Genomic DNA, 26,419 nt, shown 5'->3' with positions numbered 1-26,419 from the left:
GAAACGTCAGTCATCGCCGAGCTCCGGAATCACAACGATCGTGGCGGCCGCCGGGTCTGCCTCTGCAATGGCGCCGAGCACATCGGCGCCCACTCCGCAGCCGGCAGTACCTGTCATCGTCGCGCCGACGGTGCGGCCGGTCGTGGCGCCCATGGCGCGTCCGGCCAGGCTGGAGAGGGCCATCTCACTGAACAGCGCGTCTTCACCGGCCAACGCGGCCGCCGGAGCGGCCGCGCTTGTCGGCAGCGACAAGACAAGGGGTTGGATCGCCGGTGCGGACGTGGCCCACGCCGTCGGCACCGACAACTGTCCGACCAGCGCCGCCCGGCCGAGCGTGCCCGTCACCGGGCCCCCGCCGAGTCCGGCCGCCGGAATGGTCTGGCTCGCCAGCGACGACAGCGGCGTCAACGCGCCGGTGATAGCTTTCGGGCCGGCCAGGTATGAGGTGGCGCCCATGGCATTGATCGGCCAGCTGAATATCTGTCCGAACGACAGCAACGGACCGCCGGGCAGAGATGTCCATCCCAACATCGGGCTGTACGCCCCGCTCAGCGTTGACATGATCGTGTTCCAGTTGGCCAGATCGGTGCCGAGGCCGCCCGGCAACGCCGATCCCGCCACGGCGGGACTCCCTGACAGCGATTGCAGCGGATCCGGCAACGTTGCCATCGCCTGCGAAACCTGCTGCGCAACAGAGCTTGCCGGACTACTGGTGGCCTTCGCGGTCGCGGCCTCCTGCTCGGCAACGCCAGCCGGGTCGGTGGTCGGCGGCGGCTCGGCGAACGGCGCCAGTTGGGCGGCTGACGCCGAGGCACCGGCGTAGCCATACATGGTTCCGGCATCCTGGGCCCACATCTCGGCGTAGTGCGCCTCAGTGGCCGCGATCGCCGGAGCGTTGAGCCCCAGAATGTTCGTCGCGATCAACGTCATCAGCAGGCTGCGGTTCGCAGCGATCACCGGTGGCGGAACGGTGGCTGCGAACGCCGCCTCGTAGGCGGCGGCGGCCGCGGTCGCCTGCACTCCCGCCTCTTCGGCCTGGGCCGCAAGTCCGCTCATCCACTCGGCATATGGCGCAGCCGCCAACGACATGGCGTTGGCGGACGACCCATGCCAATCGGCGGACAGGTCCGATATGACCGCACCGTAGCCCGCGGCCGCCGAGTGCAACTCCGCAGCCAGCTCGCCCCAAGCGGATGCCGCGGACAGCAACGGGCCCGGGCCGGCCCCCAAGTACATCCGGCCGGAATTCACCTCCGGCGGTAACGCCCCGAAATCCATTTTCACCCAGCCCTTTACAGCCGTCTCAGGAGATGCGAGTCACCCGATGCGCTGCGCTGCGGTCATCGAGCGCTTCGATATGGCCGGCGCGGGGCTGTACCCGCGTGATGCAGCGTGTGAGAACCACGTAACCTCCTGGAAATACCGGTCATTCACGCATCGTCGCGCTGGCCGCCCGTTGACGAACCTCAAACTAGGACCACTTGCCGGGGATTCACTGTGTACGAGCTGCGAAATAATTACCGAAAGTCCCTCTTGGACTAATTGAATGGCGGAGATGTTCCGCAGGGCGACGCTCTCCGAGGATGCGCTATTCGACAGTAGGCCGCCCTCAAACATGTTGACCGGCAATGCTACCCGGTTACCGTTCCTTTTACGGTCACAGGCTGTATAAGTTCACTGCGGCGTCAGGCAATCGTTCCGGTCAGTGATGACAGTCGCACTTGATATGACGTTGTACGAGATAAATGGTCCCGCAATGCTTCCCGAAGTGAGAAACAATGCTGACGGCTAGCTCCGGGTAGCGGCGACATAGCGGATTGCGGCCGGGGCGCCGTCCAGCTCGCGCTCGGTCAACCGGGGCAGCCGGGCGGCGGCGAACAGCTCGGCGATCCCGGAATCCACTGTCATCCAGCCGCTTTCGGTCAGGTGCCGCACCACATCGGTGTGCTCTCCGGAATAGAACGGTCCCAGCCCGGTCAGGCTCAAGCCGCGGCGGCGCCAGCGTTCGACGAGGGACTCGTGGTGCACCGCTTGCGGCCGGCTGCGCGGCACCGCGTGGTCGGCGGCGAGCCGGCTGCCCGCGGCGCTGAGCGCGCTCACACCGTCGAGCAGGCGGTTCTGTGCATCCGACGGCACATACCAGACCAGTAGACCTTCGATGACCCAGGCGGTGGGCGCGGTGGCGTCGAAACCGACTCGCCGCAGCGCCGCCGGCCAGTCGCCGCGCAGGTCGACCCCGACCGCACGGCGGTTGACACTCGGAGTGCTGCCCCAGGCCCGCATGGTGCTGGCTTTGAAGTCGACCACCGGCGGATGGTCCACCTCGTAGACGACGGTCTCGCCCGGCCACCACAACCGGTAGGCGCGGGTGTCCAGTCCCGAGCCCAGAATTACCGCCTGACGGATCCCGCCGCGCGCCGCATCGGTGAAGAATGCGTCGAAGAACGTGGTGCGGGCCGCGGAGAACTCCGCCAGCCGCGGGAACCCGCCGTCCTTGCCGAGCCGGCTGATGTCCAGATCGCCATCGGCCACCCGGATGCAGAAGTCCAGCCCAACCTTGTGCACCAGCGGCGCGGCGAACGGGTCGTTGATCAGACCGCGTGACGTTGCCGCGGCCCGCGCCGCGGCCAGCACCGTCGCGATGACCCCGGCGCCGGTGGCCAGGCTTCCGGCGTCATCGGCGGCCGGCGGCGTGCTCATGGGTGTCCACCGGGGCGGCACGACGGTCAACGCATCTCTCTGCCGGCCGGCACCCCGTGCACGACCGCCTGAACCTGGGCGTCGATCCCGCTGGCCACCGCGAACAGCATCTCGTCGCCGGCCCGCAGCGCGTCGGCCGCCCGCGGCAGGATGACCGCGTCGCCGCGCAGCACCGCGATGAGCGCGGCTCCCTCGGGCAGCGCGACGTCGCAGATCTGTTGGTCGATCAGCGTGTTGTCCTCGGGCAGTGTCAGTTTCATCACGCTGGCCTGACCGCTGCGCAGCCCCATCAACGACACCAGGTGGCCGACGTCGATGGCCCCCTCCACCGCGGCGACCATCGCCCGCGGTGTGGAAACCGCCACGTCGATACCCCATTCCGCGGTAAACAACCGATCGTTGCGGGCGTTGTTGATCCGGGCCACCACCCGGGCGACCCCGAACTCGGCCTTGGTCAGCAGCGCGATGGCCAGGTTGGCCTTGTCGTCACCGGTGGCGGCGATCACCACGTCGCAGATCTCGATGCCGCATTCCTGCAGCGCGGACAGCTCGCAGGCGTCGGCCAGCAGCCAATCGGCTTCGGGCACGGAGTGCGGTTCGTAGTGTGCCGGATTGCGCTCGATGAGCAGCACCCGGTGGCCGTCGCCGATCAGTTCTCGTGCGACAGATCGCCCCACCGCGCCTGCACCGGCGATCCCGACGCGCATGATCGCTCCCCTCCTCCGCGCACCGCCCCTGGCTGATCCGGGTGTACCACAGTGGTGGCGGCGGTACTGATTTACTGACAGGTAACACGAACCCGCTGACCATGAGCGAATCACACGATCGGATTCGACCACCACCGCCGGCCCGAATGGGGATCAGATGAGCCTGGAACAGCTCTACCTGGCCCTGCTGATCGGGGGTCTGGTGCTGCTGGCGAGCATCATCGCCACTCGGGCGGCGGATCGGGTCGGACTGCCCAGCCTGCTGCTGTTCCTATTCGTCGGGGTGGCGATCGGCAACAACGGACTCGGGCTGGACTTCTCCGATGTGCAACTCGCCAGTGACCTGGGCACGACCGCGCTCGCGGTGATCCTGGTCGAAGGTGGTCTGACGACGACGTTCGGCAACATCCGGCGGCTGCTGGCACCGGCGGCGGTGCTGGCCACCGTCGGCGTGGTGGTCAGCATGGCGGTGATCGCGGTGGCCGCGCATCTGCTGCTGGGCGTCAGCTGGCAGCTGGCGCTGCTGCTGGGCGCGATCGTCTCGCCCACCGACGCCGCCGCGGTGTTCTCCATCCTGCGGGTGCTGCCGCTGCCGCGACGGGTGGCCGGTCTGCTGGAGGCGGAGTCCGGTTTCAACGATGCGCCGGCGGCGATCGTGGTGCTGATGCTGAGCACCACGCCGCTGACGATCGCGCCGCTCCACGCCGTCGGCAGCGTCGTCTACGAACTGGTGGCCGGGTCGGCCATCGGTTTGGTCGCCGGGCTGCTCGGGGCGATGATGCTGCGCCGCGCCGCGCTGCCGGCGTCCGGGTTGTACCCGCTGGCCACGTTCGGGCTGGGCATGGTGGCCTTCGCCGCCGCCGCGTCGGCGCACGCCAGTGGTTTCATCGCCGCCTACCTGTCGGGCGTGGTGCTGGCGAACTCCGGCCTGCCGCACCGCGCGGCGATCCGCTCGTTCGCCGAGGGGCTGGGCTGGCTGGCGCAGATCGGCCTGTTCGTACTGCTGGGGCTGTTGGTGAGCCCGAGCCAGCTGTCCGGGGAGCTGGTCCCGGCACTCGTGATCGGGGCGGTGCTGCTGTTGCTGAGCCGGCCGCTGTCGGTGGTGGCCTCGCTGATCTGGTTCCGGGTGCCATGGCGGGAGCAGATCTTCTTGTCCTGGGCGGGCCTGCGCGGCGCGGTCCCGATCGTGCTGGCCACGTTTCCGATCGTCGAGGGCGTCCCGGACAGCTACCGGCTGCTCAACATCGTGTTCATCCTGGTGGTGGTCTACACCGTGGTACAGGGCCCCAGCCTGGGCCTGTTCGCCCATTGGCTCGGCCTGATATCGCGCGACACCACCCGCGAGATCCAGGTCGAGGCGGCCCCGCTGGACGTCTTGGAGGCCGAACTGTTGACGATGACGGTGCAGCCCGAATCGAAGCTGCACAATGTCTCGGTGCTCGAGCTGCGGCTACCCGACCCGAGCGTCATCACGCTGATCATCCGCAAGGGCGACACCTTCGTCCCCCAGCCCGACACCCGGATCACCGCCGGCGACGAGCTGCTGATCGTCACCACCAGCAAAACCCGCGCGTCCGCAGAACGCCGGCTGCGCGCGGTGAGCCGGCGCGGCAAGCTGGCCCACTGGTTCGACGAGTACGGCGACTCGGAGTGACCACCGGGCGTTGACTCTGCGCGTACCAGGTAAAAGTGCGAGTGACCTGCCTGGTGGACGCAGAGTCAACGGGAGAGGGTTATCAACGGGATCGCGGTCTCGGCCGGGGTGGGCCCGCCGTGGAAACCCACCAACTGCGCGGTCTGCGGCGGCTCGTGCTCGGTCGCCAGGATCGCGGTGTCGCCGCTACAGGTCACCACGATGTCACCGATACGGGCCAGGTGCTGCTCGCGCACCGGCCCGAAAACGCCTGCGGCCACGGCCTGTTCGCGGGTTTGGACCAGCGCCCGGCCGGCGAGCAGTTCGGTCCAGGTGGCCAGCACGTCGGCCGTCGCACCGGGCTCGGTGTGCAGGTAGCGCACCCGCGGCTCGCCGGCCACCACCCGGATTCCGGAGCGCAGCCGCGGGTCGGCATCGAGGTCGATGCGCGCCCGCTCGGGCACGTTCAGCCCGCCGTGGTCGGCGGTGACCACCAGCGCGGCATCGCCGGGCAGGTGGTCAAGCAGATGACGCAGCAGCGCATCGACTTTGGCCGCCGCGGCTTGCCAGTGGCCTGAGCCGATACCCGAGACGTGCGCCGCGTGGTCCAGCGCCGCGGTGTAGCCGTAGACCAGGCCGGGTGCCGCCGCCAGTTCCGCGGCGACCCGCGCGGCGTAGTGCTCGCCCTTGGCGACCGGGCGAAACTCCGCACCCCGGTAGGCGGCCTCGGTCAGTCCGCTGCCGATGAACATCTCCGGCAGCACCGCCCGGGCGCTGATCCGGGCGTCGCGGAGTCGTTCGAACCAGGTCGGCACCGGCTGCCAGGACCCCGGCGACGGCTCGTCAGCCCAGAAGATGTGGGTCAGCACCGAATCGGTGCCGGGCACGTTGACGGTGAAGCCCAGCACGCCGTGCTCCCCCGGCGACGCACCGGTGCCCAGCGAGACCAGGCTGGTCGGCGTGGTCGACGGGAAGGTGCAGTCCAGCTCGGTCAGCTGCCCGGTGGCACCGGCCAGCACCGCGGCCAGCAGCGGCGCGTCGGCCGCCAACTGCGGCAGCAGGTGATAGCCCAGCCCGTCGACCAGCACCACCGCCAGCCGCCGCACCTCGCCGATCTGCTCTATCAAACCGAGGGCGTCGGTTGCGCCCGGAACACCGAGCGCTGCGGCCGCGGACGGCAGGATGTCGCAGATTGAACCGGGCACCGGTTCAGACTGCCACCTACGGCACGGCCGCCGGCTGGGGCGTCGGTCCAGCGTTAGTGCCGCTGGTGTTGGACTTGGTCTTGGCGGCATTGTTGCCGGCCCCGTTGCCACCGCCGCCGCCGCCACCGCTGCCACCGCCGCCATTGCCGCCGCTGGGGAGGCTGAACTTCGGCAGGCTGGACGAGTTGCTGGAATTGCCGCCCGAGCCCGTGTGCTCGGAACCGGTGGTGGCACCGGAGCCGGAGCCGGTTTCCGGCGTTGTGCCGGCAGGCGTGTCGGGCGTAGTACCCGTGTCGTGACTGGTGTCGGCGGGACCCGAGGCCGGTTCGCCGAGACCCAACTGCCCCGTCGAGCCGTGGAACACCTGGTCGAGTTGAGCCAGCGGATCGTTCAGGACGTTCTGGACGTCGAAGCTGCCGAGGTCTGCCGGGACACCGCCCACGTCGCCCAGATCGGGACCGGCGGTCGCCGCGCCGAGCACCGTGTCGAGCAGGTCGTCGAAGTCGGCATTGGCTGTCGGCGCGGACAGCAGGCAGCATCCGAGCGCCGCCAACGCCGCAACTGAGCTGTGTTTCCAGCCCGGTCCCGCACCGCCACGCCGGCGACCGCTCATCTCGGTGAACCCTTCTCGAGGACAACGCCGAGCACTGGCCAGCTCGACGTGGACGAATTTAGCCGTGCGGCGTCCAATTACGCGAGCCGAAAAGCCTCTGAATAACAATGTTCAAAAGCCGTTCACCTAACGTCACCCGATACGCCACCAAGGCCACTCCAAACGACGTTTCCCCAGGTGATCGCTGCAATTGAGACGCCGGTCACAATGGCTTACAGTTAAAATCACCCCGAATAATTCAGCTATCCACATAAATCCCCCCGCCGCTCCGATGTTTTACCGAAGATTCACGCCGTCCGGCACAAAAAAATCAGGCCGAGCGATAAATGCCCCGATCGCGGCCCATGGGCTCGGCGCGGCGAATCGCGCCCCGACGGAAGGCTCTGGCGTTAGCGTTCACCGGGTGAGCACCGCTCCTATCGACCTCGGCTCCTGGATCGCCCGACGGGCGGCGGCAACGCCGAAGCTGCCGGCGATCACCTTCGGCGAAAACACCTGGACGTATCGGGATTTCGCGGATCGTATCGACCGGCTGGCGGCCGAACTGGGCGCCGGCGGGACACGCCGCGGCGACCGGGTCGGCTATGTCGGCCTCAACCACCCCGACTTTCTGGTCACGTTGTTCGCCGCCGCCCGAATCGGCGCGGCATTCGTACCGCTGAATTGGCGGCTCACCGCCGACGAGCTCTGCTACATCCTGGGCAACGCGGGAGTGCACACGCTGGTGGCCGACGCCGAGCGCGCCGCAGTGATCGACCCGGTGCGCGCCCAGGCCGGCTTACAACGCGCGATCGCCCTGGCGCCGGTTCACGGTTGGGAGGTGGTCGACGACCTGCTCACCCACGGCGCCCCGCTGGCTGACCCGGTGTTCGCCGACGCCGACGAGGTCGCGGTGATCATGTACACCTCGGGGACCACCGGACGGCCCAAGGGGGCGATGCTTACTCACGCAAACCTGTTCTGGAACAACTTCAATGCCCTGCTGGCGTTCGACACCTGCCAGCACGACGTGTCGTTGGTCTGCGCACCGCTGTTTCACATCGGCGGACTCAATGTCACCACCCTGCTGACCCTGCAGAAGGGTGGCCAGATCGTACTGATGCCCGCCTTCGATCCGGGCGAAGCGCTCCGGCTCATCGCCGAGCACCGGGTGACCACCATGTTCGGGGTGCCGGCGATGTTCTTGTTCATGAGTCAGCACCCGGAATTCGCCGACTCCGATCTGTCCAGCGTGCGCCACTTCGTCTGCGGCGGCGCGCCGGTACCCGAGTCGCTGATCCAGCGCTACGGGCAGCGCGGTATCCCGTTCGCGCAGGGATACGGGCTCACCGAAACCGCGCCGCTGGCGTTGGTGCTGCGCACCGACGAGGTCGGCGCGAAGATCGGCGCCGCCGGCAATCAGGTCCTGCCGCTGTCGGATGTGCGATTGGTCGACGCCAACAACGACCCGGTGCCCGCCGGTGCGCGCGGCGAGATCTGCGTCCGCGGGCCGCAGGTGATGGCCGGTTACTGGCGTAACCCCGAGGCCACCGCCGCGGTGATCGACGCCGAGGGGTGGTTTCACACCGGCGATATCGGCCAGGCCGACGACGAGGGCTACGTCTGGGTGATCGACCGGGTCAAGGACATGGTCATCTCCGGTGGCGAGAACGTCTACCCCGCCGAAGTCGAAGACGTGCTCTACGGACATCCCGCCGTCGCCGAAGTCGCCGTGTTGGGCACCCCGCACGAAAAGTGGGGCGAAGCGGTGACGGCGGTGGTAGCGCTGAAGGCGGGTACCACCCTGACGCTGGACGAGTTGCGCGAGTTCGCCCGGGGCAAGTTGGCGGCGTTCAAGCTGCCGATCCGGCTGGAGTTCGTCGACGCCCTGCCGCGCACCCAGTCCGGGAAGGTCGTGAAATATCAGCTGCGCGAGGCGCTGTCGGACGAACCGAAAGGTTGAGTTCAGCCGGGCAAGCTGTGCGCCGTCAACGGTGGCAGGATGAGCTGATGGCACACGGTAATACCCCGGAATTCGACCCACTCGACCCGTTGAGCCTGGACACCCTGTTGTCCGACGACGAGATCGCGCTGCGGGACACCGTCGCGGAGTTCTGCGCCGAACACGTCATGCCCCACATCGCCGAATGGTTCGAGATCGGCGACCTACCCGCCCGCGAGCTCGCGAAAGAATTCGGCAAGCTCGGGCTGCTGGGCATGCACCTGCACGGGTACGGGTGCGGCGGGGCGTCGGCGGTGCACTACGGCTTGGCCTGCGTGGAGTTGGAGGCCGCCGATTCCGGCCTGCGCTCACTGGTGAGCGTGCAGGGCTCGCTGGCGATGTTCTCGATCTACAACAACGGCTCCGAAGAGCAGAAGCAGCAGTGGCTGCCGGGGATGGCCACCGGGGAGGTGATCGGCTGCTTCGGGCTGACCGAGCCCGACGTGGGCTCCGATCCTGCTGCCATGACCACCCGGGCCAAACGCGACGGATCGGATTGGATACTCAACGGCCGCAAGATGTGGATCACCAACGGGTCGATCGCCGACGTCGCGGTGGTCTGGGCCGCCACCGACGATGGCATCCGCGGCTTCATCGTGCCCACCGACACCCCCGGCTTCTCCGCCAACACCGTCCACCACAAGCTTTCGCTGCGCGCCTCGATCACCAGCGAACTGGTGCTCGACGACGTGCGGCTACCCGCCGAGGCGATGCTGCCGCACGCCCGCGGCGTCAAGGGCGCCCTGGCCAGCCTGTCCGAGGCGCGTTACGGAATCATCTGGGGATCAATGGGTGCCGCGCGTTCGGCGTGGCAATCGGCTCGCGACTATGCGATGGCGCGCACCCAGTTCGGCAAGCCGATCGCCGGTTTCCAGCTGACCCAGGCCAAGCTCGTCGACATGGCCGTCGAACTACACAAGGGTCAGTTGCTCTCGCTGCACCTGGGCCGGCTCAAGGACGGCATCGGTCTGCGCCCCGAGCAGGTCAGCTTCGGCAAGCTCAACAACACCCGCAGCGCCCTGGAGATCTGCCGCACCGCGCGAACCATCCTGGGCGGCAACGGGATCTCGCTGGAATACCCGGTGATCCGGCACATGGTCAACCTGGAGTCGGTGCTGACGTATGAAGGCACCCCGGAGATGCATCAGCTGGTGCTGGGCCAGGCGTTCACCGGGTTGGGCGCCTTCCGCTGATGCTGAGCTACAAATCCGAGCATCACCAATTCCGGCAATTGGTAAGAGATTTCGCGCGAACCACCGTCCTGCCCACCCATGAGGACGCGGAACGTGATGGCAGCTGGGATCGTTCGATATTCGTCGAGGCAGGCCGGCTGGGCCTGCTCGGATTTCCGGTTTCAGAGGACCTGGGCGGCCCCGATGTTCATGACTTCCGCTACCACGCGATCGTCGTCGACGAGCTGCAGCGGGCCGGGGCCGCCGCCGAGGCGATCGCGTTCTCGTTGCAGAACGACGTGGTGCTGCCGTATCTGACCGATCTGACCAACGCGGAGCAGAAGAAGCGTTGGCTGCCCGGCGTGGTGACCGGCGAGACGGTGCTCGGCATCGCGATGACCGAGCCCGGCACCGGCAGCGACCTGGCCGGCATCGCCACCACCGCACACCGCGACGGCGAGCACTATGTGGTCAACGGCGCCAAGACCTTCATCTCCAACGGGCAGACCGGCGATCTGTTCGTGGTCGCGGTCCGCACCAGCGCAGACCGATACAAGGGCCTGTCGCTGCTGGTGGTCGAGCCCGACACACCCGGGTTTCACCGGGGCCGCAACCTGGCCAAGATCGGCTTGCACGCCCAGGACACCTCCGAGCTGGCGTTCACCGACATGCGGGTGCCGATCGACAACCTGCTCGGCGAAGAGGGGCAAGGCTTTTACCAGCTGGTGCGCAACCTGCCCCAGGAACGGCTCTCGCTGGGAGTCGGTGCCGTCGCCGCCGCCGAAGGGGTGCTGACCGAGACCCTGGAGTACGTCAAGCAACGCCGCGCCTTCGGCACCGAGATCGCCGGATTCCAGAACACCCAGTTCGTGCTGGCCGAGGTGGCCACCGAATTGGACGTCGCCCGAACCTATCTCGACGACTGCATCGCAGCGCACTTGGACGGCAAGCTGACCGCGGCGCGGGCCGCCAAGCTCAAGTGGTGGAGCACCGACGTGCAGTTCCGCACCGCGCACCGCTGCCTGCAGCTCTATGGCGGATACGGCTACATGCGCGAGTACCCGGTGTCGCGGGCCTTCGTCGACGCCCGCATTCAGAGCATCTACGGCGGCACCAACGAAATCATGAAGACGATCATCGCCAAGGATCTGGGGCTCTGACTACGACGGCGCCACCGGCGGCGCCGTCGTGCGTTCAGTCGCGTGATCAGGTACCGCTGCCGGAACCGGCAGGCGGGCCGTCCGCACCGGGCTGACCGGCCTGACCGGGTGCGCCGGGCGTGCCGGTGCTGCCGTTGCCGTTGACGACGGGCGACCCGGGCGCACCGGGCTCACCACCCGGACCGCCGGCGGCGCCCACGCCACCGGGTCCGCCGTTGCCGCCGTCACCGCCGTCACCACCGGCCGCAAGACCGTCCGAGCCGGTGGCCCGGGCGCTGCCGCCATTGCCGCCGTTGCCGCCGGCCCCACCGTCGTTGCCGGCACCACCCTGACCACCGTTGCCGCCGTCACCGGCGTCACCACCGGTGGCGGTGCCACCCATGCCGTGCGAGAGCGCGTCGCCTCCGGCCCCACCGACACCGCCGTCACCGCCGACCGGCCCCGGGGTCGCCGGCGTGGCCACACCGGCGCCGTCACCGCCGTCGCCGCCGTCGCCGCCGACGGTGTTGCCACCCGAGCCGTTGGCCGTGGCCGCGCCGCCGGCCCCGCCGGCCCCGCCGTCGCCCATCACCTGACCGCCGACACCGCCGTCACCGCCATCACCGCCGTCCCCGCCGAAAGCGGTGCCATCCGACCCGTTGGAGGTGGCCTCGCCACCGGCGCCACCGACCCCGCCGTTACCACCGATGGTCGAGCCCTGGCCGCCGTTGCCGCCGGCCCCGCCGTTCCCGGCGGTCACGTCGCCACCTTGGCCATTCGCGACGCCCTCATATCCGGCGCCGCCGGTCCCGCCGACACCGCCCGTACCGAAGATCGTGCCCAACCCGGCGCCACCGTCGCCGCCGATGCCGCCGACGCCGCCGTCCACACCGGTGCCGCCGGTGCCACCGGCACCGCCGACGCCCATCAGCGTCCCGCCGGTGCCGCCCATACCGCCGGCGCCGCCGTCGGCTCCTTCACCGCCCATGCCGCCGTTACCGATCAAGCCGGCGTCACCGCCGACGCCGCCCACGCCGTCGGCGTCGGTGCCACCGGCGCCGCCGTCACCGAACCACAGCCCGCCGTTGCCGCCGGCCGCGTCGGCCAGCGTGCCGCCGTCCATACCGTCGGCACCATTGCCGATCAGGAACTGGCCAGAAAGCGTATTGATCGAGTTGTCGACGAACTGACCGAAGTCGCTGGTGATCCAATCCTGCTCCCAGGTGTGGATCATGGCGTAGGTGTTCGCGTCGACCGACAAGTTGCCGAACAGGCTCCCAAGCAGGCCGCCGAACCAGTCACCCTCGCTGCCGTCAGCCGCTCCCGCGCTCGCCGGGTCGAACAGCGCATCCCAACTGAAGGTGGTCGCCCCGGTGTCCGCGGCCGGAGCCGCCCAGTCGGTGGGGCTGAACAGGTCCAGAAGCCAGTCCAGCTCGTCGGCCTGAGCTTTGGGCGCCGCGCCCATTGGCGAGACGGTGAACGCCATGAACGCAGCCGCTGCCGCCCCCGCGCCCAGACTCCGAGTAATCCATTGACCGGTCATCTGTGCCACTTCCCTTACGTGCGAATCAAAGTCGGTTGCTTTCCTAAACGGCCTACGGCACTGCAAGCCTTATGCTGAATCACGGGGCCGTCTCATCCCCCACCCGGAATTCAGCGGGGCTATACCCACCGCCGATGCCAGCAAAACCCGCGATAACCCAAGAATCCCAACGCAGTTCGCTCCATGTTTTCGGACTTCAGTCGAACACCGTTGCAGTCCTTACCCGCCGGCGAAGCCGACCCGAAGGGAGTTGGAGACACTTCGTCCGCATTCCTCGACCATTCGCCACAAGCCCGGCCCCGCTGAGCGGCCGTCAAATACCACATGGAAGAGTTGTAAAAATGACGAGTCACGAGGTTCTTGGGCAGCGGGCGGCGGCATTCCTGGCAATGCACCAGCCGGGCAATCCGGTGATCCTGCCGACCGTGTGGGATGTGTGGTCAGCCAAGCTGGCAGTAGGTGCCGGATTCGCGGCGCTGACGATCGGCAGCAAGCCGGTGGCCGAATCGATGGGCCTGAGCGACGGCGAAGGGATGTCGTTCGCCGAGGTGCTGGGCCGGGTCCGCCAGATCACCGCCGCCGTCGACGTGCCGGTCTCCCTCGACATCGAGTCGGGCTATGCCGAATCCGCCGAGCGGCTGGTCGAAGGCCTGCTGGCGGCCGGGGTGGTCGGCTGCAACATCGAGGACTCGGTGCACAGCGAAGACAAGCGGCTGCGCTCGGCGTCGGAGCATGCCGAGTTCGTGGGCGCACTGCGCGCAGCCGCCGACGCCGCGGGCACGCACCTGGTGATCAACGCCCGCACCGATTTGTTCCTGCGCAAAGACGGCGACGACGCGGACCGCATCGACCGCGCCATCGCGCGGCTGACGCAGTGCGCCGAAGCCGGCGCGGACGTGCTCTACCCGGTCGGGCGCCACGATGCGGAGACACTGCGGGCCCTGGCCGCCGGGCTGCCCAAGCCGGTCAATGCGCTGGCCGCCCCCGACTCCGACGACCCGGCCTCGTTCGGCGAGCTCGGGATCGGCCGGGTCAGCTTCGGGCCGCTGTTGCAGGCCGCGCTGGGCAAGCACGCCGGGGAGATCCTGGCCCGCTGGTCCTGAGGCTTTCCCACGAACTTGACACCTGTTAAGTTCGTCGCGTGGACAACATTCGTGGCAAGACCATTGCCATCACAGGTGCCGCCCGCGGGATCGGGCTCGCGACGGCCGCCGCCCTGCTCGCTCGCGGCGCCCGGGTCGTCATCGGCGACCGCGACGTGAGTGTGCTCGACAAGGCGGTACAGCAGCTCGGCCCCGGGAACCCGGTCAGCGGCTACCCGCTCGACGTCACCGACCGTGAGTCCTTCTCGACGTTCCTGGACAAGGCCCGCACCGACGGTGCCGGCCATATCGATGTGCTGATCAATAATGCCGGGGTGATGCCGGTCGGGCCGTTCCTCGGCCAGAGCCAGGAGACCATCCGCTCGGCGACCGAGGTCAATTTCTACGGCGTGCTCAACGGCTGCCAGCTGGTGCTGCCCGAGATGGTCAGACGCCGCGCCGGCCACATCATCAACATCGCCTCGATGGCCGGGATCGTTGCCGTTCCGGGCCAAGTGCTTTACGCCGGAACCAAATTCGCGGTGGTCGGCCTGAGCACCGCGATGGCCGACGAGTTCGCGCCGCAGGGTGTGGCGATCAGCGCGGTGCTGCCGACCTTCACCAACACCGAACTGATCTCGGGCACGACGCCGTCGGCGGCACAGAAGCCGGTGCAGCCCGAGGACATCGCTGCCGCGGTGGTCAAGGTGCTCGACAAGCCGAAGACGCTGGTGTCGGTGCCGAGTTTCGGGCGTCGCACCGCGATCCTGGCGACCCTGCTGCCGGATCGGGCCCGCCGTTGGCTCAACAAGAAGACGCACAACGACACGGTGTTCCTGCAGTTGGACACCGCGGCCCGCAAGGCCTACGAAGACCGCGCCCAGCACGCCACCGGGGTCATCGAGAAGGATTACCCCAGCGCCTGATCCAGGTCGGCGATCAGGTCGTCGGTGCCTTCCAGCCCGACCGAGATCCGCACCACCCCGTCGCCGAGACCGATCGCGGCGCGCCCGTCGGGCCCCATCGCCCGGTGGGTGGTGGTCGCCGGGTGGGTGATCAGCGACTTGGCGTCCCCGAGGTTGTTGGAGATGTCGATCAGCTGCAACTTGTCCAGCAACTCGAACGCTCGCTGTTTGGCGGCGCTTTCGGGGGCGTCGAGTTCGAAGGTGATGACGGTTCCGCCTCCGGACATCTGCTTGCGCGCCAGGTCGTGCTGCGGATGCGACGCCAGAAACGGATAGCGCACCCAGCGCACCGCCGGATGCTGCTCGAGGAACTCCGCGATCCGCAGCGCCGCGGCGTTGGCGTAGTCGACCCGAACCGCGAGTGTTTCAAGGCCTTTCAGCAGCAACCAGGCGTTGAAAGCGCTCAGTGCCGGGCCGGTGTGCCGCATCAGCGTCTGGACCGGGCCGTCGATGTAGTCCTGGTCGCCCAGGATCGCCCCACCGAGTACCCGGCCCTGGCCGTCGAGGTGCTTGGTGCCCGAGTACACCACGACGTCCACCCCGAGCGGGAAGCCCTGCTGCAGCAGCGGAGTGGCGAACACGTTGTCCAGCACCACTTTCGCGCCGGCGGCATGGGCCAGCTCGGTGACCGCGGCGATGTCGACCAGCGACTGCATCGGGTTGGACGGCGTCTCGAAGAACACCGCTTTCGTGGGCACCGAGAGCGCCTGCTCCCACTGCGCCATGTCGTCGCCGTCGACGAACACCGTCTCGACCCCCCAACGGGGCAGGATCTCGTTGCAGACCACGAAGCACGACCCGAACAGACTGCGCGCGGCCACCAACCGGTCACCGGCGCCCAGCAACGCGCCGAGCGAGACGAACACCGCCGCCATGCCGCTGGCGGTGGCGAACGCCGCCGGGGCGCCCTCGACCAGTCGGAGCCGTTCCTCGAACATCGACACGGTCGGATTGCCGTAGCGCGAGTAGACGAACCGGTCGACCTCACCGGTGAATGCCTGCTCCGCGGCGGCCGCCGACTCATAGACATAACCCGAACTGAGGAACAGCGCCTCGGCGGTCTCGTCGAACTGCGAGCGCAGCAGGCCGCCGCGCACCCCCAAAGTGGCCTGACTGACCCCGTCCGGCAGCGGTTTGGGCGCGCATGAACCCGAGCGTTCGCTCACGACTGCTGCCAGGGCAATCCGACTGCGCGCCAACCGCTGCCGCCGCGGTGCGCGTGCTCGTCGAGCTGGCCTTCAAAACCGTCCAGCACGTTGTAGGACGGCGCGATGCCAGCCGCGGTGGCGGTCTCGGCGGCCGGAATGGAGCGGTTTCCGGAGCGGCACAGGAAAACCGCCGGCCCGGCCGACACCCGCGCGGCCAGCTCATGCGCGAAATTCACGTTGGGGCTGCCGTCGGAGTGGACCCACTCGATGCAGACCACCTCGCGGTCCAGACCGGATAAGTCCGGCAGTCCCACGAAGCGCCATTCGGCGTCGGTGCGCACGTCGATGAGCGTCGCCGTCGGGTTGTCGCGCAGTAGCGCCCAGGCCTGCTCGGGGGTGATGTCTCCTGCGTAGCTCACCTGCGGAAGTCTCGCACCCACGGCGGGCTCGTGCCAAAAGGCAACGGTCAAGGCCACAACTTGCCCAGAACGGCCGCGACCTGCTCGGCCCGGCCCCGGGCGACCGCCACGTCCGGACCGGTGGCCAGCGCCAACCCCAGCCGCCGGCGCGGGTGACCCTCGTGGTGCCCGAACACCACCACATCACTTTCGGTCACGCTGAGCGCATCGGCGACCACGGCCACGCTGTCGGCGGTGGCCTCGGCAGGGGCACCGCCCGGGGACGGCCGCCGCGAGTAGATCAACCGGGCGGCGCCGGGCGAGACCATGATGGCGTCGATCGCCAGCCCGAGGATCGCGCGTGCCTGCAATTCGAAACCGGAGAGCCGCTGGGTGCGCAACGTCAGCAGCGCGGCATCGTAGGGCCGCACGTTGACGCCGGTGAAGTACACCTCGTCGCCGTGTACCAGCAACTGCACCTCGAACAGGCCGCGACCGCCGAGTGCCCGCGCGATGCGCGCCGCAACCGATTTGGCCGCATCCAGCGCCACCTTGCTCATCGGGTAGGGCTGCCACAGCTCCACTGTCAGTTGCCCGTTCGGGTTCTCTTCGGTGCGGTGCCCGATCGGCGCACAGAAATCCAGTGCCGGGCCGTCCGCGCCGTCGCGATGCACGGCCAGCAGGGTGACCTCGCTGTCGAACTCGACCACCGTCTCGGCCAGCACCCGGGCCGGTGCGCCCGGACCGGCGGCCGACACCGCGCGTTGCCAGGCGGGTTCGATGTCGCTGTCGCGCACCATCACCGAGCGGCCCTCGCCCAGGGCGTCTCCCACCGGTTTGACCACCATCGGGAATCCGCCGTGCTTGGCCACCGCCCGCAGTTCCTCGACCGAACCGGCGAACCAGAACGGCGCGGTCGGCAAACCGAGCTCGTCGGCGGCCAGCCGCCGCAACCCTTCCGGGTCGCCGGTCAGCCGGGCACCGCGCAGGCCGGGCACCAGTTCGGTGAATCCGGTGTCGACAACGGCGGTCAGGGCGTCGGTGGCCACCACGTCGGAGGCGACCACCACGACTTTCGGCTGCAACCACCGGATCGCCGCGGCCAGCTCGTCGTTGTCGCTCAGATCCACCACCACCGAGCGGTCGGCGATCCCGTGCAACGCGGCGTCGGCGTAGCGGTCGATCGCGATCACCTCGGCGCCCAGGCGCTGCAGCGCCGTCACCAGTTCGCGGCTGAGCTCCCCGGAGCCGAGCAGTGCCACCCGGGTCCGACTGGGACCGTCGGCGGGCAACCGCTCGGTCGCGAACTCATCCCCCTCGCCGTCCACCGCCCTACCCTCCCGCGCCAAGGCAATGTTGCATGGTGCTCAAGGATAAGGGTGAACGCGGACGGAGGTGTGAACGACGGTGAACCCCACACTGTTGGGCGCCCTGGTGGCCGCAGTGCTGGTGGCGGCCATCGCCCGGCGCCACAAGTTGTCCGCGCCGCTGGTCTTGGTGATCGTTGGCCTGCTGGTCGGGCTGATCCCGGCGGTGCCCGACATCGCGCTGCGGCCCGACCTGGTGCTGTTCGTGATCCTGCCGCCGCTGCTGTGGTCGGCGGGGCTGGAGAGTTCCTATATCAACATGCGCCGCAACCGGCGCTCGATCATGCTGCTGGCGGTCGGCCTGCCGCTGGCCACCACCGTCGCTGTCGGTGTGGTGGCCTACTACACCGTGCCGGAGTTCACCGTGGCGGCCGCGCTGACCTTGGGCGCGATCGTCGCGCCGCCGGATGCGGTGTCGGCGACCGCGGTCGGCCGCCGGGTCGGCTTGCCGCGCCGGATCATGACCCTGCTGGGCGGGGAGAGCCTGCTCAACGACGCCACCGCGCTGACCGTCTACAAGATGGCGCTGGCCGCGGCGATCGGCGCCGCGACCGGCTGGGGCACCGGCCTGGCGACATTCGTGCTGTCGGCCGTCGGCGGCGTGGCGGTCGGGATGCTTTTCGGGGCCCTGATCGTGGTCATCCGGGCCAGGTTGACCGATCCGCTGATGGAAAGCGCCGTCGGGCTGGTGGCCCCCTTCGTCATCTACCTGGTGGCCGAGGAGGTGCACGGCTCCGGGGTGCTCGCGGTGGTGGTCGCCGCCTTGATCCTCGGACAGCGCTTCACCCGGGCCCACTACGCCACCCGGCTGCAGGACCAGGCGGTCTGGCGCGCGGTGCAGCTGGTGTTGGAATCGTTGGCGTTTCTGCTGATCGGCCTGCAACTGCCGACCGTGGTGAAGAACATGCAGGGCGTACGCTTCTCCACCCTGACCGTCGCGTCGCTGTTGGTGTTCGCGACGGTGCTGGCGGTGCGCGGCGTGTGGGTGCTGACGTTCTCCTACCTGCCGCGGAGGCTCTCGGCCGGGATCCGGCAACGCGAGCCCGCCCCCACCCCCGGACAGGTGTTCATCCTGGCGTGGGCCGGGATGCGCGGGGTGGTGTCGCTGGCGGCCGCCTTCGGTGTGCCGATGACGACGCTGGTCGGGGAACCGTTCCCGGGCCGCCCGCAGCTGGTGTTTCTGACCTTCGTGGTGGTCGTCGGCACGCTGCTGCTGCACGGGCTGACACTGCCGTGGCTGATCCGGCGGCTGGATGTTCGCACCGATCAGGACCGCAACGATGCGATCGCCGCGGCGGCCGCACAGGACAAGGCGGCCCTGGCGGCCGCCGAACGGCTCGATGAGGTGCTCGCCTCCAGCGAGCCGTCGCCGGCCAGCGAGCGCGCCGCCGACGCGCTGCGCACCTGGAACACCCGGCGGCGTAACGCGGCCCGGGAACGGCTGCGCCGCCTGGACCCGGACAACGACGACAGCGACGAGACCGCCGCCGCGGCCTTTCGCCGGCTGCGGCTGGAGATGCTGGCCGCCGAGCGGGCGGCGCTGGTCGCCGAACGCGACCTCGGCCGCATCGACGACCAGGTGCTGCGCAGCCTGCTGCACGGGCTGGATCTTGAAGAGGCGACGCTGAACCTGGACTAGCCTTGAGCGGCATGAGCGCACTGACATCGCCGAACGCCTACACGGGGCTGGCGGCCTTCCAAGTCGCCGACGCGGTGGCCTGCGCCATCCCGGTGCCGTTCATCGCCAAAGCACTCGACACCGTCCAGTGCTCCCAGCAGATCCGCCCGATCCTGCCGATCATCAAGGTCGCCTCGGCGGTCGGCCTGCTGTCGGTGCACCGGTTCCCGGTGCTGGCCCGGATCACCACCGCGGCGTTGACGCTGTATTTTGTGCTCGCGGTGGGTGCCCACATCCGAGTCCGCGACAGCATCCCCAACACCATCCCCGCCGCAACGTTTCTGGCCCTGTTCGCCGCAATGACCGTCAAGGGCCCGAGCTCAGCCTGATTGCGCCGACCCGCAGCGCCCGGCTCCGCCGCGCTCGCGGTCGACGCTAAGGCTGGCCCGGCAGTAACCGCACCATCAGGCCCTGCGCTTCGGCCAGCACGGTCCCGTCGGTGTCGGTGAGCTCGGCGCCGATGAACGCCTTACGCCCCTCGGCCTTCTCGATCCGGCCGTGCACCAGCAGTTTGGTGTCGATCGGGGTGACCTTGCGGTAGTCGACGTGCAAAAACGCCGTCCGGCTGATCGGGCGGTTCGCGGCGTGCACCACCATCCCGAACATCCAGTCGAACAGCAGCGGCAACACCCCGCCGTGCACCGCGGAGTTGCCGCCCACGTGGAACCGGCTGAACCACCCCGTCATCGAGACACCGTCGGGCTCGAAGCGGGTGATGCGCCACGGCGGCAGCATCAGGCTGCCCATGCCCGGCAGCGACGGCGCCCGCCCGGCCGGGGCGACCGCCTGCGACGCCGGGAACTTCTCCAGCAGACCGACTAGCTCCTCGACGCGGTCGGCGGCGTCGTCCCAGGTGGCGTCGTCAGGGGCGGTGGACACCGACAGGTCCTGCAGGCGCCGCATCGTGGTGACGAACCGGGCAAACCCCGGGCTCGGCACGACGACCGCAAAATCGGGGAACCCACCGTGGCTGGCGTAGTCGGGATCGAGCTGCTCGGGCCCGCCGTCGCTCACGCGTGGTTCCGCACGACGTCGCGGCGCACGATGGTCTGTTCCCGGCCGGGCCCGACGCCGATGCATGAAACCTGCGCTCCGGCAATCTCTTCCAGCCGCGACACGTAGTCGCGGGCGTTGGCGGGCAACTCCTCGAAGGTGCGGGCGCCGGAGATGTCCTCCCACCAGCCCGGCAGTTCTTCGTAAACCGGTACGGCGCGGGCGAATTCCTCCTGGGTCATCGGCAGCTCGTCGGTACGTTTGCCGTCGACCGTGTAGCCGACACAGACCGGCACGGTCTCCAACGACGACAGCACGTCGAGCTTGGTCAGGAAGTAGTCGGTGATCCCGTTGACCCGGGTGGCGTAGCGCGCGATCACCGCGTCGAACCAGCCGCAGCGCCGCTTCCGGCCGGTGGTCACCCCGACCTCACCGCCGGTCTTGGACAGGTATTCGCCGTGGGCGTCGAACAATTCGGTCGGGAACGGGCCCGAGCCGACCCGGGTGGTGTAGGCCTTCAGGATGCCCAGCACCGTGGTGATGCGGGTCGGGCCGACACCGGAGCCGACGGCCGCACCGCCCGCGGTGGGGTTGGAAGACGTCACGTAGGGGTAGGTGCCGTGGTCGACGTCGAGCAGGGTGCCCTGCGAACCTTCCAGCAGTACATTCTCGCCGCGGTCCAGCGCCGCACCGAGCACCAGCGCGGTGTCGGCGATGCGGTGCTTGAAGCCCTCGGCCTGGGTGAGCAGATCCTCGAGCACCTGCTGCGGTTCCAGCGCCTTGCGGTTGTAGATCTTGACCAGCACCTGGTTCTTGAACTCCAGGGCGGCCTCGATCTTCTGCGCGAGCGACTCCTCGTCGAGCACGTCGGCGACCCGGATCCCGATCCGGGCGATCTTGTCCTGGTAGCAGGGCCCGATGCCGCGGCCGGTGGTGCCGATCTTCTTGCTGCCCATGTATCGCTCGGTCACCTTGTCGATGGCGACGTGGTAGGGCATCAGCAGGTGTGCGTCGGCGGAGATCAGCAGTCGCGAGGTGTCCACGCCGCGGTTCTCCAGGCCGGCCAGCTCGTCGAGCAGCACCCCGGGATTGACCACCACACCGTTGCCGATGATGTTGGTGACGTGCGGCGTCAGCACCCCCGAGGGGATCAGGTGCAACGCGAAGTTCTCCCCGGTGGGCAACACCACGGTGTGGCCGGCGTTGTTGCCGCCCTGGTAGCGCACCACCCACTGCACTCGTTCGCCGAGTAGGTCGGTGGCTTTTCCTTTGCCCTCGTCGCCCCACTGAGCGCCGATGACGACGATTGCCGGCATGGATCCTCGCTAACTGTCTTGGCTTACTGTGGTCCAGCCGGTGACTGAGCTTATCTGAAGCGATTCTCAAGGAGCGCGTTGAACGCCATTACCGCCCCGGAAACCGTCGTCCTGCTGTTTGCCGGGCGGCCGCTGCCCCGCCCGCTGCGGGGGCTTACGACGCTGCCGGTCGCCGACGATGCGGCCACGGTGGACTCCGCGATCGAGCGGTTCCGCCGGCTGGTGGTGGTCGGCGGCGACGCCGAGCTGGCGCGGGTGCTGACCCGGCTGCTGCGCGCTGACCGGCTGGATGTCGAGGTCGGGTATGTCCCAAAGCGCCGCGCTGCTCGTCGTGCGGCCACCGGGACCGCGCGGCCGGTTCCGCTCATCCGGGACGAAACCGGGATGGTGCTGGTGGGTGCGGCGACCTGGCGCGGCGCCGACGGCCCGCTGCACGGCGAAGCGGTGGTCGACGACACGGTGTTATTCGACGGCGACGTGCCCGGTGTGCGGATTGAACCGGTCGGCACCGCACCCGGGCTGCGAGCCGGGGTGATGTCGCGGCGCGGACGGGTGCGCCGCTGGGCCACCGGTCGGGCGGCTCAGCTGGGCACGACCGGCGCGCTGGTGGTGCGCGACGGGCTAGCCGCTCCGCGAGCGGTGAAACGCTCGACCTTCTATCGGCACATCGAGGACTGGTTGTTGGTCCGATAGGTTCGTGCGGTGAATGTCAGCCCGCTGCGCGGCCAGGCGGTACGGCCCAGCCCGGTCTTCCTGGCGTTGTTGGCCGTGACCGGCCTCGGCGGTGTGCTGGCCTGGCGGGCGGCTGCCGACATCCGACCGCTGGCCTACGCCGGGGTGTTCGTGATGGTGGTCGCCGGCTGGCTGGTGTCGCTGTGCCTGCACGAGTTCGGCCACGCCGTCACCGCCTGGCGGTTCGGCGACCGCGACGTGGCGATGCGCGGCTATCTGACCCTCAACCCGCTGCGCTACACCCATCCGGGGCTGTCGCTGGTGCTGCCGATGCTGTTCATCGCGCTGGGCGGCATCGGCCTGCCGGGCGGAGCGGTGTACCTGCAGACGTCGTTCATGACCCCGCTGCGGCGCACCCTGGTCAGCCTCGCCGGGCCGGCGGCCAACCTGGTGCTGGCGGTGCTGCTGCTGGGCGCCAGCCGGGTGTTCTACGACCCCGCGCATCCGGTGTTCTGGTCTGGGGTGGCGTTCCTGGGTTTCCTGCAGGTCACCGCGGTGGTGCTGAACCTGCTGCCGGTGCCGGGATTGGACGGCTACGGCGCGGTGGAGCCGCACCTGAGCCCGGCGACCCGCCGCGCGGTGGCGCCGTTCAAACAGTGGGGTCTGCTGGCGCTACTGGTGCTGCTGATCTCGTCGCCGGTGCTGAACCAGAAGTTCTTCGGGGTGGTGCTGTGGTTCGTCGACCTGTTCGACGTGCCGCGCCTGCTGGTGTCGTGGGGGATGTCGCTGACCCAGTTCTGGAACGCCTGGCTCTGAGGCCGGCTCAAGAGGACGGCGGGTGGGCCTCCTTACGCAGCAGGAAGGCCAGGACCACGGCCTCGAACGCTTCTTTAGCCTCGATCATGGCCCAATGCCCGCAGTTGGGGAACACATGAAGCTCGGCACGGGGAATGGTGCGCATCGGGATCAACGCCATGTCCAATGGGCTGACCCGATCATCGCGGCCCCAGGTGATCAGTGTCGGGGCCGTGACCTGATGCATCGCCGCCCACGGTTGGGGCCCTTGTGCGGACTCCATCGCCTGGATCATCGCGGCAAAGGCTGCCCTGCTGTACATCCGTCGCGCCCCGGCGAGCGCCTCCGGGGCGGTGGCAAGCCGCCAGCGTTCTTCGATGAGTTGCTCGGTCACCATCGCCGGGTCGTAGACCATCGAGTGCAGCCAGCGGATCAGCCCCTCGCGAGTGGGACTTTCGGTGAACTCCTGCAGCAGTCGGATGCCTTCTGAGGGACCGGGACTCAAGATGCTGCGGCCGATACCGCCGATCGTCACCAACCGCTGTACCCGCTGGGGTTGTGCAATCGCATAGTTGATTGCCACGCCCCCACCCATCGAGTTCCCCACGATGTCGACGCGATCCAGACTCAATCCGTCCACCAGGGCACCCACCGCGTCGGATGCGGTATGCATCGGGTGACCGCCGAAGTCGTCGCTGACACCGAAACCGGGAAATTCGAGCACCAGGCAGCGGAAGTGTTGACTGAAGGTATCCAGTACGCCCCGGAAGTTCTGCCACCCGCTCACCCCAGGACCCGAACCGTGCAGCAGCAAAAGCGGTGGGCCGGCACCAGCTTCGTGATAACGCAGCACGCCCCGCTCGGTGCGAAGCTCCCGCAGCGTCTCTCGGTGACTCATTTCAGCCCCCTTCGTTCGGCTCGCAACGCTGACTGTCCACTGGTATTACCCCGGCATCGACTGCTCGATCGATCGAGTCGCGCAACGCCGGGCAGGTCGCTGTCCATCTACTGCACTCGCCGGCGGCGGCTCTCCGGGCGAACTCGGCGCAGGCAGACTTCGCATCGGTCAGCCATTGCACACTGGTGTGCGTCGGACTGTACTTTTCGACCAGCACCGGCGTGCCGCATCTGTCGCAGCGCAGTTCTTGCATGCCTTCTCGCCTCAGTGAACTCCGGCGGCATGCCGGGCCGCGATATAGCCGAACACCATTGCGGGCCCGATCGTCGCGCCTGCTCCGGCGTAATCATTTCCCATCACCGATGCCGACGCGTTGCCGGTGACATAGAGGCCCTCGACGAGGGTGCCATCAGGGCGACACACCTGCGCGTCGGCGTTATACGCCAGTCCGCCTTTGGTTCCCAGATCGCCGGCCCGCAGTCGCATCGCGTAGTAGGGCCCCCGGTCGATGGCATCCAGGGTGGGCTGCGGCAGGGTCGGATCACCATAGTAGTTGTCGTAGGAGCTTTCCCCGCGACCGAAATCGGCGTCCTTTCCGGCCCGCGCGAAGCCGTTGAACCGTTCCACGGTGTCGCGCAATGTCGCCGGCGGGACCCCGATCGCGGTGGCCAACTCCTCGACGGTGGCGGCACGGTGGATGAACCCGGGTGCCAGCCAGTCGGCGGGGAATTTCTGTCCGGGTAACACGCCGCCAATCTGATAGCGGCTCTTGGCTTTCGCGTCGAATACGAACCAGATCGGATCATGTCGCTCGGCAAGCTGACGGTGCACGAATGTCACATACGGCGCAGCTTCATTGGCGAACCGCTTGCCGTCCTGGTCGACGATAATCGAGCGAGGGATGGACCGTTCGGACACCAGGACGACCATGATGCCGTCGGGCCGTTGAAAGGACGGCATCCACCAGGCATCATTCATCAGGTCGGTCGCCCCGCCCACCGCCTGGCCCGCGACGATTCCGTCACCGGTGTTGTCGACCGAGCCCGCGCTGTAATCGTCTGTGCCACCTTCGCGAAGATAGTGTTTCCGCATCTCCGCGTTGTGCTCGAACCCTCCGCTGGCCAAGAGCACCCCCTTGCGGGCGCGTACAGCGATCACCGAGCCCTCATGCACGACGCGCACCCCGAGGACCTTCCCCGCCCCATCGGTGATCAGCGACTGCAGCGGCGTGTTGAGCCACAACGGAATGTCAGCCTCTTTGACAGCCAATCGCAGACGACCGATCAGCGCCTGCCCGAGTGTTGCCATGTGACGACGTAGCAGGCGCGCCTTGATTGCACGCCATCCCGTGCGCAGCGCAGCGCGCCGGCCCGCCCAGGTTCGCATCACCATGTTGAGGCGGGCGAATTCCTCCGAGGTCACATACAGCCCCGCCGGGGTGGCCAGCGTTGCCGGTCGCAGCAACGCCTCGTCTGCACCCAGCTTCTTCAGGTCGAACGGGAGCGGCTCGATGCTGCGTCCCCGGGCACGCCCACCCGGCGCTTCGGGGTGGTAGTCGGAATAACCGGCACACCACTGAAACCGCAGACGCGGGCTGGCCCGCTCGAGGAAGTCCATCGTTTCGGGGCCGTAGTCGATAAATGCATCGAGATTGCCTGACGGCACCCGGTATTCGACGATGGCGTCCAGATAACGGCGCACGTCAGCCCGACTGTCCGCCAACCCGGCCCGTATGAGGGTCGGGTTGTTGGGGATCCAGATATTGCCGCCGGACAGCGCGGTACTACCGCCGTACACGCCGGCCTTTTCGATGATCAAGGTGTCGAGCCCGCAAGCATTGGCGGTCAGCGCAGCAGTCAGACCACCGCAGCCGCTTCCTACGACGACGAAGTCAACCAGGCGCTCTGTGGGCTCTACGCTAGGCAGCATCTGCGCCTCTTTCTCGTCACTCGCCAATTGGATTGGCCCACACAATCACAGCGATTTCTCGGTTGGAGTGATTGGTCCCGCCCAGCGGGAAGAACGGCCCAGGAACGGGTTACGGGTGCCTCTTACGTCCGGTAAGCGCACGCACACGAAGAGCGTCGATGCGGCCCGCAAGCTCCACCGGCAGTCAGCAGTTCGGCTCGATCCTCAACGACGCGCTGTTTGACCCGAACACCAGCATCATCTCGGGCATCCTCAACGCCCGCGACGACCTGGCAACGTCGGTCATGACCGCCAACGGCGGATTCCCGACCGAACTGGGTTCGCTGGCCACCTGGGAGTGGGAGCACATGTCACAGTTGACCGATCTGAGCCTGGCCACGGCGTGGGCCGACCTCGGCTCACTATTCAATTCCGCCGATCTCCTCGGCGCCTGAGCTTGGCGGGGCCGGCCCAGTTTTACCGGGCCGGCCCCGAGCACACAGCTC

24 protein-coding genes are annotated in these 26,419 nt (G+C 68.4%); 11 read left to right on the top strand and 13 right to left on the bottom strand.

Annotated features, from left to right (window positions below):
• Positions 1 to 6 precede the first annotated feature (6 nt).
• The 3 genes from A5771_RS07030 to A5771_RS07020 form a co-directional block, all read right to left on the bottom strand.
• Positions 7 to 1,278 (bottom strand): PPE family protein, encoded by a 1,272-nt coding sequence (locus tag A5771_RS07030; protein ID WP_064854490.1) that lies wholly within the window; start codon positions 1,276 to 1,278, stop codon positions 7 to 9.
• Between the two features lie 510 nt (positions 1,279 to 1,788).
• The gene (locus tag A5771_RS07025) at positions 1,789 to 2,700 is read right to left on the bottom strand and encodes an SAM-dependent methyltransferase (protein WP_064854489.1); all 912 of its coding nucleotides are present in this window, start codon (positions 2,698 to 2,700) and stop codon (positions 1,789 to 1,791) included.
• A gap of 26 nt (positions 2,701 to 2,726) precedes the next feature.
• Entirely contained in the window at positions 2,727 to 3,407 is a 681-nt protein-coding gene (locus A5771_RS07020) for a potassium channel family protein (RefSeq protein WP_064854488.1), read from the bottom strand.
• Positions 3,408 to 3,564: 157 nt separating this feature from the next.
• Here A5771_RS07020 and A5771_RS07015 point away from each other — a divergent pair, with 157 nt between their 5' ends.
• Positions 3,565 to 5,061: a potassium/proton antiporter gene (locus A5771_RS07015; RefSeq protein ID WP_064854487.1), complete on the top strand. Its 1,497-nt coding sequence runs from the start codon at positions 3,565 to 3,567 to the stop codon at positions 5,059 to 5,061.
• A gap of 65 nt (positions 5,062 to 5,126) precedes the next feature.
• Here the strand turns inward: A5771_RS07015 and A5771_RS07010 are convergent, their stop codons facing one another.
• Entirely contained in the window at positions 5,127 to 6,245 is a 1,119-nt protein-coding gene (locus A5771_RS07010) for an alkaline phosphatase family protein (RefSeq protein WP_064854486.1), read from the bottom strand.
• 16 nt (positions 6,246 to 6,261) lie between these two features.
• On the bottom strand, positions 6,262 to 6,858 hold the full coding sequence (locus A5771_RS07005) for a hypothetical protein (RefSeq protein WP_234782982.1): 597 nt from the start codon (positions 6,856 to 6,858) through the stop codon (positions 6,262 to 6,264).
• A 403-nt stretch (positions 6,859 to 7,261) separates the two neighbouring features.
• On the opposite strand from A5771_RS07005, the gene A5771_RS07000 reads away from it, so the two are divergent.
• From A5771_RS07000 to A5771_RS06990, 3 genes are read left to right on the top strand one after another with little or no spacing between them, the layout of a single operon-like run.
• The gene (locus tag A5771_RS07000; protein ID WP_064854485.1) at positions 7,262 to 8,800 is read left to right on the top strand and encodes an acyl-CoA synthetase; all 1,539 of its coding nucleotides are present in this window, start codon (positions 7,262 to 7,264) and stop codon (positions 8,798 to 8,800) included.
• Between the two features lie 47 nt (positions 8,801 to 8,847).
• Entirely contained in the window at positions 8,848 to 10,032 is a 1,185-nt protein-coding gene (locus tag A5771_RS06995) for an acyl-CoA dehydrogenase family protein (protein WP_064854484.1), read from the top strand.
• Positions 10,032 to 11,171, top strand: a complete 1,140-nt coding sequence (locus tag A5771_RS06990) for an acyl-CoA dehydrogenase family protein (protein ID WP_064854483.1) — start codon at positions 10,032 to 10,034, stop codon at positions 11,169 to 11,171. The genes A5771_RS06995 and A5771_RS06990 overlap by 1 nt, the downstream gene beginning before the upstream one ends.
• 46 nt (positions 11,172 to 11,217) lie before the next feature.
• Here A5771_RS06990 and A5771_RS24285 read toward each other — a convergent pair whose 3' ends face one another.
• Positions 11,218 to 12,636, bottom strand: a complete 1,419-nt coding sequence (locus A5771_RS24285) for a PGRS repeat-containing protein (protein ID WP_064924529.1) — start codon at positions 12,634 to 12,636, stop codon at positions 11,218 to 11,220.
• Between the two features lie 398 nt (positions 12,637 to 13,034).
• Between A5771_RS24285 and A5771_RS06980 the strand changes: the two genes are divergently transcribed.
• Both A5771_RS06980 and A5771_RS06975 read left to right on the top strand, forming a co-directional pair.
• Complete coding sequence (locus A5771_RS06980; protein WP_064854481.1) at positions 13,035 to 13,796, top strand: isocitrate lyase/PEP mutase family protein; 762 nt, start codon at positions 13,035 to 13,037, stop codon at positions 13,794 to 13,796.
• A 38-nt stretch (positions 13,797 to 13,834) separates the two neighbouring features.
• Positions 13,835 to 14,701 (top strand): SDR family oxidoreductase, encoded by an 867-nt coding sequence (locus A5771_RS06975; RefSeq protein ID WP_064854480.1) that lies wholly within the window; start codon positions 13,835 to 13,837, stop codon positions 14,699 to 14,701.
• Here A5771_RS06975 and A5771_RS06970 read toward each other — a convergent pair.
• From A5771_RS06970 to purT, 3 genes are read right to left on the bottom strand one after another with little or no spacing between them, the layout of a single operon-like run.
• Positions 14,686 to 15,906, bottom strand: a complete 1,221-nt coding sequence (locus tag A5771_RS06970; RefSeq protein WP_064854479.1) for an O-succinylhomoserine sulfhydrylase — start codon at positions 15,904 to 15,906, stop codon at positions 14,686 to 14,688. The genes A5771_RS06975 and A5771_RS06970 overlap by 16 nt on opposite strands.
• The gene (locus A5771_RS06965; RefSeq protein ID WP_064854478.1) at positions 15,903 to 16,307 is read right to left on the bottom strand and encodes a rhodanese-like domain-containing protein; all 405 of its coding nucleotides are present in this window, start codon (positions 16,305 to 16,307) and stop codon (positions 15,903 to 15,905) included. Before A5771_RS06965 ends, A5771_RS06970 begins: the two co-directional genes overlap by 4 nt.
• Positions 16,308 to 16,354: 47 nt before the next feature.
• Positions 16,355 to 17,614 (bottom strand): formate-dependent phosphoribosylglycinamide formyltransferase, encoded by a 1,260-nt coding sequence (gene purT, locus A5771_RS06960; protein ID WP_064854477.1) that lies wholly within the window; start codon positions 17,612 to 17,614, stop codon positions 16,355 to 16,357.
• 79 nt (positions 17,615 to 17,693) lie between these two features.
• Between purT and A5771_RS06955 the strand changes: the two genes are divergently transcribed.
• Together A5771_RS06955 and A5771_RS06950 are read left to right on the top strand one after the other, a co-directional pair.
• Positions 17,694 to 19,292 carry a Na+/H+ antiporter gene (locus tag A5771_RS06955; protein WP_064854476.1) on the top strand — a complete coding sequence of 533 codons (1,599 nt, stop codon included), beginning with the start codon at positions 17,694 to 17,696 and terminating at the stop codon, positions 19,290 to 19,292.
• 11 nt (positions 19,293 to 19,303) lie between these two features.
• A complete protein-coding gene (locus tag A5771_RS06950) occupies positions 19,304 to 19,660 on the top strand; it encodes a DoxX family protein (RefSeq protein ID WP_064854475.1) in 357 nt (118 codons plus the stop codon).
• A gap of 46 nt (positions 19,661 to 19,706) precedes the next feature.
• Here A5771_RS06950 and A5771_RS06945 read toward each other — a convergent pair whose 3' ends face one another.
• On the bottom strand, positions 19,707 to 20,345 hold the full coding sequence (locus A5771_RS06945) for a PaaI family thioesterase (protein WP_064854474.1): 639 nt from the start codon (positions 20,343 to 20,345) through the stop codon (positions 19,707 to 19,709).
• Positions 20,342 to 21,640 (bottom strand): adenylosuccinate synthase, encoded by a 1,299-nt coding sequence (locus A5771_RS06940; protein ID WP_064854473.1) that lies wholly within the window; start codon positions 21,638 to 21,640, stop codon positions 20,342 to 20,344. Before A5771_RS06940 ends, A5771_RS06945 begins: the two co-directional genes overlap by 4 nt.
• 87 nt (positions 21,641 to 21,727) lie before the next feature.
• Here A5771_RS06940 and A5771_RS06935 point away from each other — a divergent pair, with 87 nt between their 5' ends.
• Both A5771_RS06935 and A5771_RS06930 read left to right on the top strand, forming a co-directional pair.
• On the top strand, positions 21,728 to 22,333 hold the full coding sequence (locus A5771_RS06935) for a hypothetical protein (protein ID WP_064854509.1): 606 nt from the start codon (positions 21,728 to 21,730) through the stop codon (positions 22,331 to 22,333).
• A gap of 9 nt (positions 22,334 to 22,342) precedes the next feature.
• Positions 22,343 to 23,128 (top strand): site-2 protease family protein, encoded by a 786-nt coding sequence (locus A5771_RS06930; RefSeq protein WP_064854472.1) that lies wholly within the window; start codon positions 22,343 to 22,345, stop codon positions 23,126 to 23,128.
• A gap of 7 nt (positions 23,129 to 23,135) precedes the next feature.
• Here A5771_RS06930 and A5771_RS06925 read toward each other — a convergent pair whose 3' ends face one another.
• Together A5771_RS06925 and A5771_RS06920 are read right to left on the bottom strand one after the other, a co-directional pair.
• Complete coding sequence (locus A5771_RS06925) at positions 23,136 to 24,005, bottom strand: alpha/beta fold hydrolase (protein WP_064854471.1); 870 nt, start codon at positions 24,003 to 24,005, stop codon at positions 23,136 to 23,138.
• A gap of 264 nt (positions 24,006 to 24,269) precedes the next feature.
• A complete protein-coding gene (locus tag A5771_RS06920; RefSeq protein WP_064854508.1) occupies positions 24,270 to 25,934 on the bottom strand; it encodes an FAD-binding protein in 1,665 nt (554 codons plus the stop codon).
• Between the two features lie 158 nt (positions 25,935 to 26,092).
• On the opposite strand from A5771_RS06920, the gene A5771_RS06915 reads away from it, so the two are divergent.
• A complete protein-coding gene (locus A5771_RS06915) occupies positions 26,093 to 26,368 on the top strand; it encodes a hypothetical protein (protein WP_064854470.1) in 276 nt (91 codons plus the stop codon).
• The last annotated feature ends 51 nt before the right edge of the window (positions 26,369 to 26,419 follow it).

Source organism: Mycolicibacter sinensis (genome assembly GCF_001667375.1).
GTDB classification, from domain to species: domain Bacteria; phylum Actinomycetota; class Actinomycetes; order Mycobacteriales; family Mycobacteriaceae; genus Mycobacterium; species Mycobacterium sinense_A.
This window is presented reverse-complemented; position numbering and strand designations above follow the sequence as displayed.